Raw genomic sequence first — 14583 nt, 5'->3', positions numbered from 1 at the left:
CGCAGCCGCTGCGCTAACCCACCCTACGGCCCTGGCCGCGCGTGTACGCTTAGCTTGCGATTATCAGCCCTGCGTCAGGATAGTTAGTGTTCGGGGCCCGCAGACCCGCTAAGCTGGTAGAAGAGCAAGATCGGGGCGTGCGGTGGAGGGATTGTACAAGGTCGAATACGATATCAACGACGGCTCCGGCCGCAGCGTGCTGTACGCCCATGCCGGGAAAATGCTTGGCGGCAACACGGCCTTCGCCCACCTCGGCACCTACGAGATTGTGGACGGCGAAATCGTCGCCAGGCTCCGGACGAAGCGCCACAGCCGGTCGCGGCACCACAGGTCGCTGGTCAGTTCCGACTCCGTCACGATCAGCATTCGCGGCCGACCGCAGGGCAATCTCTACCGCTTCGAGGGAGACGTGGTCGAGGACGCCTCGGTGTTTCGCGCCGTGATGACGCCGCTCGGCGATGATGACGTTCCGCCGGCAGGTCGGGTCGGCGAGGGCGGCATCGTCAGCGGACTTTATTCGATCGACATCCGGATGCTGGATGGAATTGCCGGCGGCCATACGGGCGTGATGCTGCTGCGCGACGGCCGCATCCTCGGCGGCGACGCCTTCTTTTATTATCTTGGCGCGTACTCTTCGGCGAATGGCCGCTGGAAGGGCGAATTCGTCAATCAGGAACACACGCCGGCGAAGAGCGAGCATCCCTTGTTCGGCGGCTATGAGGTAGGCATCGGCTTCTCCGGCCGCTGCGACGACAAAGGTGCCGACATGGAAGCGACCGCGCTCGTCGGCAAGCTCAGCATCCGCTTCGCCGCCACCTTGAAGCTGATCGAGCCGTTTGCCAGGCCTGACGGCTGGCGCGCTTTGTAGGGTGGGTTAGCGAAGCGTAACCCACCACTTCTGTCGCCGCGGAAACCAAAGAGGTGGGTTACGCCGAGCGGACTGCGCTTTGCGCAGCCGCCCTGCTAACCCACCCTACAGCACTGTCACTGTTTTGGCAGCTTGGCCTTCAGCGCATAGAGCGCATCGAGCGCCTCGCGCGGGGACATCTCGTCCGGGTGCAGCGCCTTCACGGCATCCATCAACTGCTCCGCCTCGCTCGGCGGGGCGGCCTCGGCGGCGGCGCGCGAGGGGACGGCGAACAGGGGGAGGTCGTCGACCAGCGCGCGGGCGGTCTGGCCGCGGTCTTGTGCCTCCAGCTTTGCCAGCACGGACTTTGCGCGCGTGATCACCGCCGGCGGCAGGCCTGCGAGTTTTGCGACCTGGATGCCGTAGGAGCGGTCGGCCGAGCCCGGCAGCACCTCGTGCAGGAACACGACGTTGCCCTGCCATTCCTTGACGCGCACCGTGGCGTTGAACATCCGCGGCAGCTTTGCCGAGAGCGCTGTGAGCTCGTGATAATGGGTTGCAAAGAGCGTGCGGCAGCGATTGCTTTCGTGCAGGTGCTCGATCGCGGCCCAGGCGATCGAGAGGCCGTCGAAGGTGGCGGTGCCGCGCCCGATCTCGTCGAGGATCACAAGCGAACGCTCGCCGGCTTGATTCAAGATCGCCGCAGTCTCGACCATCTCCACCATGAAGGTCGAACGTCCGCGCGCGAGATCGTCGGCGGCGCCGACGCGCGAGAACAGCCGGTCGACGATGCCGATGCGGGCGCGCGCGGCCGGCACGAAACTGCCGATCTGCGCAAGCAGGGCAATCAGTGCGTTCTGGCGCAAGAAGGTCGATTTACCGGCCATGTTGGGACCGGTCAGCAGCCAGAGCTGGCCGGACTTCTGTGCCGGTGCCGGCGAGAGATCGCAGGCATTGGCGATGAACGGCTCGCCATTGCGCTTCAAGGCCTGTTCGACCACCGGATGGCGGCCGGCTTCGATCGCAAAGCCAAGGGAGCCGTCGACCTCCGGTCGCACGTAATTCTCGTCGACCGCGAGCTTGGCTAGCGCAGTCGCGACATCAAGCAGCGCGAAGGCGTATGCGGCGGCGCGCAGATCGTCGCTGATCGCAAGCGCCTTGGCAGAGAGCCGGTCAAAAATCTCGAGCTCGAGGCCGAGCGCACGGTCGCCGGCATTGGCGATCTTCGCTTCGATCTCGCCGAGTTCCGAGGTGGTGAAGCGCACCTGGCCGGCGAGGGTCTGGCGATGGATGAAGGTCGCGTTGAGCGGCGGCGACATCAGCTTGTCGCCGTGCTGCGCGGTGACCTCGACGAAATAGCCGAGCACGTTGTTGTGCCGGATTTTTAGGCCCTTGATGGAGGTCGTGTCGGCGTAGCGCGCCTGCATCGAGGCCACGACCAGGCGCGATGCATCGCGCAGGCTGCGGGCCTCGTCGAGCGCGGGCTCATAGCCTTCGCGGACGAAACCGCCGTCGCGCTTGATCAGCGGAAGCTGTTCGGCAAGCGCGCTTTCAAACTCCGCGGCGAGCTCGCGGGACGGGCGCTTCAGCGCCGCCATGACCGCGGCGATCTCCTGCGGGGGCTGGTCGAGCTCGGCGAGCCGCGCCAGCGCCTGGTCGGCGGCCAAAATGCCGTCGCGCAGGCCGGCGAGGTCGCGCGGACCGCCGCGGCCGACCGACAACCGCGCCAGCGCGCGCGACATGTCCGGCGCGCCGCGCAAAATGCTGCGGATGTCCTCGCGCGCGGCCGAGTCGCCAACGAACGCGCTGACGGCATCGAGTCGCCGCGCGATGGCTGCGGAGTCCGTCAGTGGCGCTGCGAGCCGCTGCGCGAGCAGGCGGGAGCCGGCCGAGGTCACGGTGCAGTCGATCGCGTCGAGCAGCGAGCCGCGACGTTCTCCCGCGAGCGTCCGCGTCAGTTCGAGATTGGCGCGGGTGGCCGGATCGATCGCCATGGTGGCGCCCGAGGCTTCGCGCGCGGGCGGCGACAGCGGCGGATGTTTTCCGACCTGGGTGCGGTCGACATAGGTGACGGCCGCGGCCGCGGCGGTGGCCTCCAGCCGCGAGAGCTGTGCCAGCCCGTCCATGGTCGCGACTGCAAAGTAATCGCACAGCCGCTTCTCGGCGGTGGCGCCATCGAAGACGTCGCGGGTCAGCGGCGTCACCGCCGGCAATTCGCGCAAGGTCGGCCCGAGCTCGCTGTCACTATAGAGCGCGTCGGTGACGATGGCCTCGTTCGGGTTGATGCGCGCCAGGGTCGCGGCGAGCTCGCCGCCGGAACATTCCGTCACCATGAATTCGGCGGTCGAGATATCAATCCAGGCCAGCCCAAAGCGATCGCCGCCCGACGAGGAGCGGGCGCGGGCGATCGACAGCAGGTAGTTGTTGGTGCGCGCGTCGAGCAGGGTGTCTTCGGTCAGCGTGCCCGGCGTGACCAGCCGCACCACGCCGCGGCGCACCACGCTCTTGTTGCCGCGGGCTTTGGCGGCGGCGGGATCCTCGGTCTGCTCGCACACCGCGACCCGGTGGCCGGCCGAAATCAGGCGGTGCAGATAATCCTCGGAGCGCTCGACCGGCACGCCGCACATCGGGATATCGGCGCCCTGATGCTTGCCGCGCTTGGTCAGGACGATGCCGAGCGTCTTTGAGGCGATCTCGGCGTCCTCGAAGAACAGCTCGTAGAAATCGCCCATCCGGTAGAACAGGAGCAACCCGGGATGGGCCGCCTTGATCTCCAGATACTGCTCCATCATCGGCGTGACGCGCGCGGGCGCTTCCGCCTGTGGTACGGGCGCGGGCTCGGGATCCGGTGCGGGGATGGGCTGTTGCACTGTCATAGGCGGCGCAACGTACAAAATTTCGTCCATCGGTCCTATCGCTTTGGCCCGGCAAAAGGGGTTTTCCACGCTGTCCGCACGGCGGCATGCGTGGCAGCGCCGCGAGCCATGCGGCGCCCCGCGAAACCGTCAATTGACCGGCTGCGGGCGGCCTCCTAAAACTCGGCCGACATTGAAGAAATTTGGCCGAACCGCGCCGTTCAGGGAGAAAGTCCGATGCGTGATGTCTTTATCTGCGATGCGATCCGCACCCCCATCGGCCGCTTCGGCGGTTCGCTCGCAAAGGTCCGCGCCGACGACCTCGCGGCCGCGCCGATCAAGGCGCTGATGGCAAAACATCCCAAGCTCGACTGGTCGCAGGTGGACGAAGTCTTCTTCGGCTGCGCCAACCAGGCCGGCGAGGACAACCGCAACGTTGCGCGCATGGCGCTGCTGCTGGCGGGCCTGCCGGATTCGGTTCCCGGCCAGACCTTGAACCGGCTCTGTGCCTCCGGCCTCGATGCGGTCGGCGCGGCGGGCCGTGCCATCCGCTCCGGCGAGATCGAGCTCGCGATTGCCGGCGGCGTCGAATCCATGACGCGCGCGCCCTTCGTGATGGGCAAGGCGCAGGAAGCCTTTTCGCGCTCCAATGAGATTTTTGACACCACCATCGGCTGGCGCTTCATCAATCCGCTCTTGAAGGCGCAGTACGGCGTCGATGCGATGCCGGAGACGGGCGAGAACGTTGCCGAGGAGTTCCAGGTTTCGCGCGCCGACCAGGACGCCTTCGCGATCCGCTCGCAGCAGCGCGCGGGCGCGGCGATCGCGGCCGGCTACTTTGCCGAAGAGATCACGCCGATCTCGGTGCCCGGCGGCAAGGCCGGACCTGTTACGGTCGACAAGGACGAGCATCCGCGCCCCGAGACGACGCTGGAAGGCCTGGCAAAGCTGAAGCCGATCGTGCGCAATCCCGGCACGGTCACCGCCGGCAATGCCTCGGGCGTCAATGACGGCGCCGCCGCGATGATCCTGGCCTCCGAAGCCGCGGTGAAGAAGCATGGCCTTACGCCCCGCGCGCGCATCCTCGGCCTTGCTTCGGCCGGCGTGCCGCCGCGCATCATGGGCATTGGCCCCGTGCCGGCGACCCGCAAGCTGATGGAGCGGCTCGGCAAGAAGATCAGTGATTTCGACCTGATCGAGCTCAACGAAGCCTTCGCCTCGCAAGGCATCGCCTGCATGCGCCAGCTCGGCGTCGCCGACGATGCCGATTTCGTCAATCCGCATGGCGGCGCCATCGCGCTCGGCCATCCCCTCGGCATGAGCGGCGCGCGGCTGGTGCTCACCGCCGTGCACGGCATGGAGAAGCGCAGCGGCAAGCTCGCGCTCGCCACCATGTGCGTCGGCGTCGGCCAGGGCGTCGCGGTCGCGATCGAGAAGCTGAACTGACAGAACGCACAGCGTTCCGTCATCCCGGGGCGGGGCGCCACAGACTCGTCATGCCCGGGCTTGTCCCGGGCATCCACGTTCTTGGTGCCGCGAGAAGCAGGTCGTGGATGGCCGGGACAAGCCCGGCCATGACGCAAGGTGAGAGGATCAATGCATGATCATCGAGCGCGAGCAGGACGTGACGGCGGCGGCGCTGGCGGTGATGGAGCGGACGTCCGATCCGCGGCTGCGCCAGATCATGGTCTCGCTGGTCAAGCATCTGCACGGCTTCGTCCGCGACGTCCGCCTGACGGAGGCGGAATTCCGGGAGGCCGCCGCGATCCTGGTCGAGCTCGGCAAGCTGACGACCGACACGCACAATGAAGCGGTGCTGATGGCGGGCTCGCTCGGCGTCTCGCCGCTGGTCTGCCTCCTCAACAATGGCGACCAGGGCAACACCGAGACCGACCAGTCGCTGCTCGGCCCGTTCTGGCGCATGAACTCTCCGCGGGTGGAGAATGGCGGCTCGATTGTCCGCTCCGAGACCCCGGGCGCGCCGCTGTTCGTCAGCGGCCGCGTCGTGGACAAGCAGGGCCGTCCCGTCGCGGGCGCCGAGGTCGACGTCTGGCACGCCTCGCCGGTCGGCTTCTACGAGAACCAGGACCCCGATCAGGCCGACATGAACCTGCGCGGCAAGTTCACGACCGACCAGGACGGCCGCTTCGCCTTCCGCTCGGTGATGATGGTCGGCTATCCCATTCCCACCGACGGTGTCGTCGGCCGTCTCCTGAAGGCGCAGGGCCGGCACCCCTATCGGCCCGCGCACCTGCATGCCCTGATCTTCAAGCCGGGATTCAAGGTGCTGATCTCGCAGGTCTACGATCCCAACGACCCGCATCTCGACAGCGACGTGCAGTTCGGCGTGACCAAGGCGTTGATCGGCAATTTTGTGCGCCATGATGCACCGCATCCAGACGATTCCGGCGTGACGGCGCCCTGGTACTCGCTCGATCATGTCTACCGGCTGGAGGCCGGCGAGGCGGTGCTGCCGCGCCCGCCGATCAAGTAGCGCGGCACGGGACTGCCCCCATCTCTTGCTGAGCGCACGCAACGCAACGGCTGCGGCAGCTCCGTGGTTCTACGGCCTACAACTTTTCCGGGTTCGGATGCGACTCTTCAGCTTCCGTTGACGAGTAGTCCGTATCTTCTGGCGATTCCTAATGTCGGATTGCCCATGAAAATGCGCCTGTCGATTTCCTCAGCCATCATTGCCTTCGGCCTCTTGCTGGTGCTCGGCTTCACCGCCGTCGTTGCCACCGGCGCCTACGCGTTGCGCGAGCTCAAGGTCGGCGGCCCCCTCTATTCAGACATCAAGCTCGGCAATGATCTCGTCGCCGACATCCTGCCGCCACCGGCCTATGTGATCGAGGCCTATCTCGAGGCGACGCTGGCGATGCGGGAGCCGGATCAACTGGCCGCTCACAGCGAACGCCTGGTCCAGCTTCGCAAGGACTATGACGACCGCAAGACCTTCTGGACCGGCTCCAGCCTGACGAGCGAATTGAAGGCCGCGCTGGTGCAAAAATCCGATGCCGAGGTGCAAAAATTCTTCAAGGCCGCCGATCAGCTCCTGCCGGCGCTGAAGGGCAAGGACGCGGCCGCGGCCGAGCGCGCCTATGCCCAGCTCAAGGAGGCCTATACCGCGCACCGCACCGTCATCGATTGGATCGTGGAGCGCGCCAACAAGCAGAATTCCGACATGGAGAAGCTCGCCGCCGACCGCGACGCCACGATCTCCTATGTCGTGTGGGGCGTGTCGGCGGCCGTGCTGGCGCTGATCGCCGGTGGCCTTGCCTTCATCATGCTCGGCGTCATCCGCCCGATCGCGCGCATGACCGAGGCGATGCAAAAGCTCGCGACCGGCGATCTCAGTGCGGAAGTGCCCTATGCCAACCGGCGTGACGAGGTCGGCTCGATGGCCAGCGCGCTCGCCGTGTTCAAGCATAGCGGGCAGGACAACGCCCGCCTTCGCGACGAGCAGTTGCGCGCCGAGCAGGAGGCGAGCGCCGCCAAGCGCAAGGCCCTGCTCGACATGGCCGAGACCGTCGAGCGCGAAACCGGTGCCTCGGTCGAGACCGCGGCCCGGACGACGCAGCATGTCGAGCAGGCAGCCTCTGGCCTGTCGGACATCGCGCGTGCGCTGTCGACGGAATCGCAGTCAGTCGCGGCCGCCTCCGAGCAGGCGCTCTCCAACGCCCAGACGGTGTCCGCCGCCGCGGAGCAGTTGACCGCCTCGATCCGCGAAATCGCCACCCAGGTGTCGCGCACCAGCCACGTCACCAAGGCGGCCGTCGCCGGCCGCGAGCAGGCGCGCTCCACCATCCAGGCGCTGTCGGGATCGGTGAAGAAGATCGCCGAGGTCTCCGACCTGATCGGCGGCATCGCCGGGCAGACCAATCTCCTGGCGCTCAACGCCACGATCGAGGCGGCGCGGGCGGGCGAGGCCGGTCGCGGCTTTGCGGTTGTCGCCGCCGAGGTCAAGTCGCTGTCCGATCAGACCGCCAAATCGACCGAGGAGATCACACGGCTGATCGCGGAGATCCAGGCCTCGACCCAGGCCGCCGTCAACGCGGTGGAGGAGATGGGCGGCCACATCGTCGAGATCGACGGCGTCGCTACCTCGGTCGCGGCCGCGATGGAGGAGCAGGATGCCGCGACGCGCGAGATCGCGCGCTCGATCTCCGAATCCGCCTCCGCCGCCAAGGAAGTCTCCACCAAGATCGCCCATGTCAGCCGCGATGCCGACGCCGTCAATGCGCGGGCCGGCGAGATGCGCCAGGCGATCTCGGGCGTGTCGACCAACCTGTCCTCGCTTCAATCGGTGCTGGTCCGCACCGTGCGCGAATCGACTGTCGCGGCGTAAGGCGGATGTAACGGCGGCCGTCGTTACGGCCGCTGGTGGCTCATGCATGCGATCGTGCAGGATGGCGCCGCGCGCTCAACTGTCATCGCCCGGCTTGAACACTTGACCGGGCGATCGAGTATTCCAGAGACGGTAGTGGTTAAGCCGAGAAGCCGCGGCGTACTGGATGCCCCGGTCAAGCCGGGGCATGACAGCGGAGAATGAGGCCGCCGCTCTCGCGCTACTCCATCACCGCATGTTCCGGCCCGGCCGCCTGCTTGCGCAGGGTGGCCTTGGTCGTGCCGATCATCAGTGCGAGCGGGATGGTGCAGAGCACGAACAGCATCACGAGCTGGTAGTCGTGCGCAAACGCGATGATCTGCGCCTGCATGGCGACGATCTTGTCGGCCATGGCGCGGCCGGTGTCGGTGGAGAGGTTGATGAGGCCCCGCACGTCAGGCATCTGGAGCGCGTGGTTGAACGGGTTGATGTGCTCGGACAGGACCGCATAGGTTTTTCGCGTGCCCTGCGTCAGCTCGGCGATGACGACGGAAATGCCGACCGAGCTCGCGACGTTGCGCACGAGCGTCAGCATTGCCGTGCCATCGGTGCGCAGATTGTTCGGCAGCGTCAGGAACGACACGGTCGATAGCGGCACGAACACGAGGCCAAAGCCAAATCCCTGGATGACGCTGACGGTGATGATCTCCGGCACCTGCGTGAGGTCGGTCCACGAGGTCATGTAGAACAGCGATCCTGCCGTCAGGCTGAGACCCGAGATGATCAGGGTGCGCGCTTCGATGAAGCGCATCAAGCGGCCGACCAGCATCATGGCGAAGAACGTGCCGACGCCGCGGCTCGCCAGCAGCAGGCCGGCGGTGATAATGGGATAGCCGATCACGTTCTGCATGAAGGGCGAGGAGAGCGCCATGGTCGAGAACAGCACCAGCCCCATCACGGTCATGAAGATGCACCCGGTGACGAAATTGCGATCCCTGAACAGCTCGAACCGGATGAACGGCCGCGATGTCGTGAAGGAGTGCGCGAAGAAGTAGTAGAAGGCGACCGCCGAGACGATGAACTCTGTCACGATTTCGGGCGATTCGAGCCAACCCAGTTGCTCGCCGCGGTCGAGCGCGAGCTGCAGCGCGCCGATCGCGACCGCCAGCGCCGCGAAGCCGAACCAGTCGAATTTGAGGGTCAGATCCTTCTTCGTCTCGTCCATGAAGATGATCAGCCCGATCACCGTGATCGCGCCGAACGGCAGATTGACGAAGAACACCCAGTGCCAGGAATAGGTCTCGGTGAGCCAGGCCCCTAACGAGGGGCCCATGATCGGACCCATCATCACGCCCATGCCCCAGATCGACATCGCCTTGGCGCGTTCCTGCAACGTGTAATAGTCGAGCATCACCGATTGCGACAGCGGCACCAGCGCCGCGCCGAACACGCCCTGCAGCAGCCGGAACAGCACCATCTGGTTGATGTCCTGCGCGAGGCCGCACAGCACGGATGCGAAGGTGAAACCGGCCGAGCAGATGATGAAGATGCGCTTGCGGCCGAACCGGTTGGCGACCCAGCCCACGGGCGCGGTCATGATGGCGGCGGCGACGATGTAGGAGGTCAGCACCCAGTTGATCTGGTCCTGCGAGGCCGACAGCGTGCCCTGCATGTAGGGCAGGGCGACGTTGGCGATCGTGGTGTCCAGCGCCTGCATGATGGTCGCGGTCATGGCGCAGATCGTCACCATGTTCCGGCGCAGGCCGGGGACCATCAGGTTTGCAGGACCGGACATCGGATCAGTCGTCCTTGTCCTGGTTCGCGGTGGCCGACAGGCCGAGGAGACCCGACAGCGTGCGCTGATGGCCGGTGTCGATGGTGGCATAGACGCTCATGCCGGCCTTCAGCTTCTTCACGTACTTGTCGTTCTCGTCGAAATAGATCCGCACGGGCACGCGCTGCACCACCTTGACGAAATTGCCGGTGGCGTTCTGCGGCGGCAGGATCGCGAACTGCGCGCCGGTGCCCGGCGACAGCGAGCCGATCTTGCCCTTGAAGACGTGGTTCGGGAACGCGTCCACCTCAAGCGTTACGCTCTGGCCGACCGTGACATAGGTGAGGTCGCTTTCCTTCGGATTGGCATCGACCCAGGGGTGGGCGATGTCGACGATCGAGAACACTGCCGTGCCGGCGGAAATGAAGCGGCCGAGCTGGATCTGCTCGACCTGCGTTGCCACGCCGCTCATCGGTGCGCGCAGCACGGTATGGTCGAGGTTGCGCTGGGCCTCGTCCAGCTTGGCCTTGGCTTGTGCGTAGGGCGGGAATTGCTCCAGCGGCAGCTCGGGATTGCCGAGCAGTTGCGTCTTTGCGTTGGAGAGCTGCTGCTTGACGTATTGCGCCTGGGCGCCGGCGGTGACCACGGCGGTCGATGCGTTGTCGAGGTCGAGCTGCGAGCCAAAATTGTTCTTCACCAGCGCCTGCTTGCGGTCGACGTCGCGCTGCTTCAGGTCCATGCCCTGCTGGGCCAGGTCGAGCATCTGGCCGTAGATCTTGATGTTGGCGATGAGGTTGTCATAGGTCGTGCGCGCCTGGTCGAGCGTCGCCTTGGCCTGGTCCATCGCGAGGCGGAACGGCACCGGGTCGATCTCGAACAGCACGTCGCCTTCCCTGACAACCTGCCCCTCCTTCACCACGACCTTGTCGATCTTGCCGGAGATATCGGGCGTGATCAGCACCTTCTGGGCGCCGACATAGGCGTCATCGGTGCCGACATAGCGGCCGCCATTCAGATAGAAAGTGATGCCCGTGATTGCCGCCACAGCCGGCAGCACGACCATCAGCAGGAAGCGGCGATAGCGGCGAATGCCCGCCATCAGGCGGCGGCGCGGCTCGGCGGCGAGCTTCTTGGTCGGCTTGCCGCTGGGCGCGCCCTTCTGCTCGGGCGTGAATTTGATGACCTGATCAGCCATAGCGTGGCTCCTTACGCACTTGCTCCGCGCCTGATGTCTGGATCGCGGTGCGCACGTTTTCCTTGATCGTTTCGAGTTGGGTGAGAAGGCGGTGCGCATCGGCCGGGTTGATGCCGTCGAGCGCGTTGGCGGTGAGCTCGGAGCGCAGGCCGCTCATCTTGCCGAGCAGGGCCCGTCCGGCCTTCTTCAGATAAAGGCGGTTGACGCGGCGGTCGCTGGCGTCGCTGCGGCGCTCGATCCAGTCATTGTCGCAGAGCTTGTCGATCAGCCGCGTCAGCGTGATCGGCTGCATCTCCAGGAGCTCGGCGAGCTCGGACTGCTTCATGCCTTCGCTGCGCTCGACCTTGGCCAGCACGGCCCATTGCGCGCGGGTGATGCCGAAGCGGGACGCCTCCTTGTCGGCATAGACCCGGATCAGCCGGAACACCTCGCCCAGCGTGAACAGGAAGTTCTGGTCGACGGAACCGCGGCTCATATGCTTGGTCTCCAATAAGCTCGAGATATTATAAGTAAGCTTATGATCTCCCGCATGCCGGGTTAACGGGACGCTGCTCCGCCGCTAACGCATGGCTGGCAGCCGGTTGCGGGGCGCGCTTTGGGTTCCCGGGCCGAAATGCTACAAGCTATCAGCGATGAGCCTTACAAAGCCGGCATTTCCTGCGCCCGATCACGATCACGGCCGCTGCACTGCGGACGCGCTGACGCATGCCGAAACGGTTTGCGAGCAGCGCTCGCAAAAGTTCACGCCGATCCGCCGCCAGGTGCTGCAGGCGCTGCTCTCCAGCCACCGCCCGCTCGGGGCCTATGAGGTGATCGACGAGCTCGCCAAGTCGATGCCGCGGCCGGCGCCGATCACGGTCTACCGCGCGCTCGATTTTTTGATGGCCAACGGCCTCGTCCACCGCATCGAAAGCCGCAACGCCTATCTCGCCTGCGCCCATGACCATGACGCGACCTCGGCGGTGGCGTTCCTGATCTGCGAGCGCTGCGGCCTCGTCGGCGAGGTTCCGGCCGGCCCATTCGCGCAGGGCCTGAACCAGGCGGCACGCAGCTCCGGCTTTGCGCCACGATTGTCCGTGGTCGAGATCACAGGCATCTGCACCCACTGTCAGACAAATTCATAGAACAACACGGCCAGAAGCCGGTCCCGGGAAGAAATGTCAGAACCAACAAGTCCGTCCGCCGGGCGCCCCCTCAGTGCCGGCGCCATAGCCCTGATGCTCATGCTGTGCCTGACCTGGGGCTTTAACCAGATCGCGGTGAAGCTGGTTCTGCCTGATGTCCCGCCGATGCTGCAGGCGACGATCCGCTCGATGGGCGCGCTGCCCGTGCTGTTCATCGTCGGCACCTTGCGCGGCGTAAAATTCTTCGAGCGCGACGGCACGTGGAAGCCAGGCGTCTTCGCCGGATTGATGTTCGGCATCGAGTTCGTGCTTATCTATCAGGGCATCCGCTTAACCTTGGCGTCCCGCGCGGTGGTGTTTCTCTACACCGCGCCGTTCTTCGTCGCGCTCGGTTCCTATCAGGTGCTCGGCGAGCGGCTCAGCGGGACGCAATGGCTGGGGCTCGCCGTGAGCTTTGCCGGCGTGGCGCTGGCGATCGGTGTGCCGCAGGCGGACGTCGATTCGAAGGTGCTGCTCGGCGATCTCATGATCGTCGGCGGCGCGGCGCTCTGGGCCGCGACCACGCTCGTCGCCAAATCGACCCGGCTGCGCTTCGCCGCGCCGGAGAAGGCGTTGGGCTATCAGGTGGCGATGTCGATCCCGATCCTGGGCCTGGCGGCCTATTTGTTCGGCGAGACCATCACCCACAAGCCCAGCTCGCTGTCCCTGACCCTGATGGTGTTTCAGGCCGTCTGGGTGGTCGGGACCACGTTCACGCTTTGGTTCGCGCTGGTAAAGACTTACTCTGCCAGCAAATTGTCGGCTTTTACCTTCATCACGCCTTTGTTTGGCGTGGTGGGTAGTTATTTCATCATGCATGACAATCTAAGCTTGGCGTTCGGTGCCGCGGCCCTCCTTGTAATTGCTGGACTTTTTCTGGTTAACCGCCCCAGTCCCGTGGTACAGGCGCCCGGCGATGCATTGCTGAACGTCACCAAAACCTGATATTTGGACGCCATGAACAAGCCCGAAAACACCATCGTTTCCGACATCGCGGGGCCTCAGCCGCGCCATCACACCACCCAGGTCAAGGTCGGCAACGTCGCCGTCGGCGGCGGTGCGCCGATCGTCGTGCAGTCGATGACCAACACCGACACGGCCGATATCGACGGCACCATCGCCCAGGTTGCGGCCCTGGCGCGCGCCGGCTCCGAGCTGGTCCGCATCACCGTGGATCGCGAGGAGGCCGCTGCCGCCGTTCCGCACATCCGCGATGGCCTGCGCAAGCGCGGCATCACGACGCCCTTGATCGGCGACTTCCACTATATCGGCCACAAGCTGCTCGCCGACTATCCGGCCTGCGCCGAGGCGCTCGACAAATACCGCATCAATCCCGGCAATGTCGGCTTCAAGGACAAGCGCGACACGCAATTCGGCGACATCATCGAGATCGCCAACAAGAACAACAAGCCGGTCCGCATCGGCGCCAATTGGGGTTCGCTCGACCAGGAGCTGCTCTCCAAGCTGATGGACGAGAACGCGGCGTCTGCCAATCCGCGCGACGCGCGCGCCGTGATGCGCGAAGCCATGGTGCAGTCCGCGCTGCTCTCGGCGGCGCGCGCCGAAGAGCTCGGCATGCCCAAGGACCGCATCATCCTGTCGGCCAAGGTGTCGGCGGTGCAGGATCTGATCGCGGTCTATGAGGTCCTGGCGAGCCGTTCCGATTACGCCATCCATCTCGGCCTCACCGAGGCCGGCATGGGCACCAAGGGCATCGTCGCCTCGTCCGCCGCGCTCGGCATCCTGCTGCAGCAGGGCATCGGCGACACCATCCGCATCTCGCTGACGCCGGAGCCCGGCGGCGACCGCACCCGCGAGGTGCAGGTCGCCCAGGAGCTCTTGCAGACCATGGGCTTCCGCACCTTCGTGCCGCTGGTTGCGGCGTGCCCCGGCTGCGGTCGCACCACCTCGACCACGTTCCAGGAACTGGCAAGCTCGATCCAGGACTTCATCCGCGAGGAGATGCCGACCTGGAAGACGAAGTATCCCGGTGTCGAGGAGCTCAACGTCGCCGTCATGGGCTGCATCGTCAACGGCCCCGGCGAATCCAAGCACGCCAATATCGGCATCTCGCTGCCCGGCACCGGCGAAGCGCCTGCCGCGCCTGTGTTTGTCGACGGCAAGAAGTTCCGCACGCTGCGCGGCCCGGGCATCGCGGCAGACTTCAAGGCGCTGGTGATCGACTACATCGACCAGCGTTACGGCGCCAAGGCGCCGGTGAGCGCGGCGGAGTAGTTTTACTCCGCTAGCGCTAAACACTCAGAAACGTAGCCCGGATGGAGCGCAGCGAAATCCGGGTTTTTCTTTGCGCGACGGAAAGACTGTTCCCGGATTTCGCTGCGCTCCATCCGGGCTTCTGTAACGGGCCTTGGTTAGTCAATCCCTTTTTGCGTCATCCTCTCGCCGGGTACTTGCTTCTGTA

General features: G+C 65.6%; 11 protein-coding genes. 7 read left to right on the top strand and 4 right to left on the bottom strand.

Translation table 11 applies throughout. The features are described from left to right. The first annotated feature begins 142 nt into the window (after positions 1-142). Positions 143-868 carry a hypothetical protein gene (locus tag JQ632_RS29210; RefSeq protein ID WP_212406106.1) on the top strand — a complete coding sequence of 242 codons (726 nt, stop codon included), beginning with the start codon at positions 143-145 and terminating at the stop codon, positions 866-868. Positions 869-984: 116 nt separating this feature from the next. Here the strand turns inward: JQ632_RS29210 and mutS are convergent, their stop codons facing one another. Continuing rightward, a complete protein-coding gene (gene mutS / locus JQ632_RS29205) occupies positions 985-3723 on the bottom strand; it encodes a DNA mismatch repair protein MutS (RefSeq protein WP_212406105.1) in 2739 nt (912 codons plus the stop codon). 216 nt (positions 3724-3939) lie between these two features. Here mutS and pcaF point away from each other — a divergent pair, with 216 nt between their 5' ends. The 3 genes from pcaF (at position 3940) to JQ632_RS29190 (ending at position 8050) form a co-directional block, all read left to right on the top strand. After that, positions 3940-5148: a 3-oxoadipyl-CoA thiolase gene (pcaF, locus tag JQ632_RS29200; protein WP_212406104.1), complete on the top strand. Its 1209-nt coding sequence runs from the start codon at positions 3940-3942 to the stop codon at positions 5146-5148. Between the two features lie 154 nt (positions 5149-5302). Further along, a complete protein-coding gene (locus tag JQ632_RS29195; RefSeq protein WP_212406103.1) occupies positions 5303-6196 on the top strand; it encodes a dioxygenase in 894 nt (297 codons plus the stop codon). Between the two features lie 165 nt (positions 6197-6361). Continuing rightward, the gene (locus JQ632_RS29190) at positions 6362-8050 is read left to right on the top strand and encodes a methyl-accepting chemotaxis protein (RefSeq protein WP_212406102.1); all 1689 of its coding nucleotides are present in this window, start codon (positions 6362-6364) and stop codon (positions 8048-8050) included. A gap of 220 nt (positions 8051-8270) precedes the next feature. Here JQ632_RS29190 and JQ632_RS29185 read toward each other — a convergent pair whose 3' ends face one another. Genes JQ632_RS29185 through JQ632_RS29175 form a run of 3 tightly spaced genes read right to left on the bottom strand, consistent with a single transcriptional unit; the run spans position 8271 to position 11473 of the window. Further along, positions 8271-9824, bottom strand: coding sequence for an MDR family MFS transporter (locus JQ632_RS29185; protein WP_212406101.1), 1554 nt, complete (start codon positions 9822-9824; stop codon positions 8271-8273). 4 nt (positions 9825-9828) lie between these two features. Continuing rightward, a complete protein-coding gene (locus JQ632_RS29180; protein ID WP_212406100.1) occupies positions 9829-10998 on the bottom strand; it encodes an HlyD family secretion protein in 1170 nt (389 codons plus the stop codon). Continuing rightward, positions 10991-11473: a MarR family winged helix-turn-helix transcriptional regulator gene (locus JQ632_RS29175; protein WP_212406099.1), complete on the bottom strand. Its 483-nt coding sequence runs from the start codon at positions 11471-11473 to the stop codon at positions 10991-10993. Before JQ632_RS29175 ends, JQ632_RS29180 begins: the two co-directional genes overlap by 8 nt. 157 nt (positions 11474-11630) lie before the next feature. Here JQ632_RS29175 and JQ632_RS29170 point away from each other — a divergent pair, with 157 nt between their 5' ends. Genes JQ632_RS29170 through ispG form a run of 3 tightly spaced genes read left to right on the top strand, consistent with a single transcriptional unit; the run spans position 11631 to position 14396 of the window. Continuing rightward, complete coding sequence (locus tag JQ632_RS29170; RefSeq protein WP_212406098.1) at positions 11631-12122, top strand: transcriptional repressor; 492 nt, start codon at positions 11631-11633, stop codon at positions 12120-12122. Between the two features lie 33 nt (positions 12123-12155). Next, entirely contained in the window at positions 12156-13106 is a 951-nt protein-coding gene (locus JQ632_RS29165; protein ID WP_212406097.1) for a DMT family transporter, read from the top strand. Positions 13107-13118: 12 nt separating this feature from the next. Further along, on the top strand, positions 13119-14396 hold the full coding sequence (gene ispG, locus JQ632_RS29160) for a flavodoxin-dependent (E)-4-hydroxy-3-methylbut-2-enyl-diphosphate synthase (protein ID WP_212406096.1): 1278 nt from the start codon (positions 13119-13121) through the stop codon (positions 14394-14396). Positions 14397-14583 lie beyond the last annotated feature (187 nt).

Source organism: Bradyrhizobium liaoningense, assembly GCF_018130955.1.
Lineage (GTDB): Bacteria > Pseudomonadota > Alphaproteobacteria > Rhizobiales > Xanthobacteraceae > Bradyrhizobium > Bradyrhizobium liaoningense_C.
This window is presented reverse-complemented; position numbering and strand designations above follow the sequence as displayed.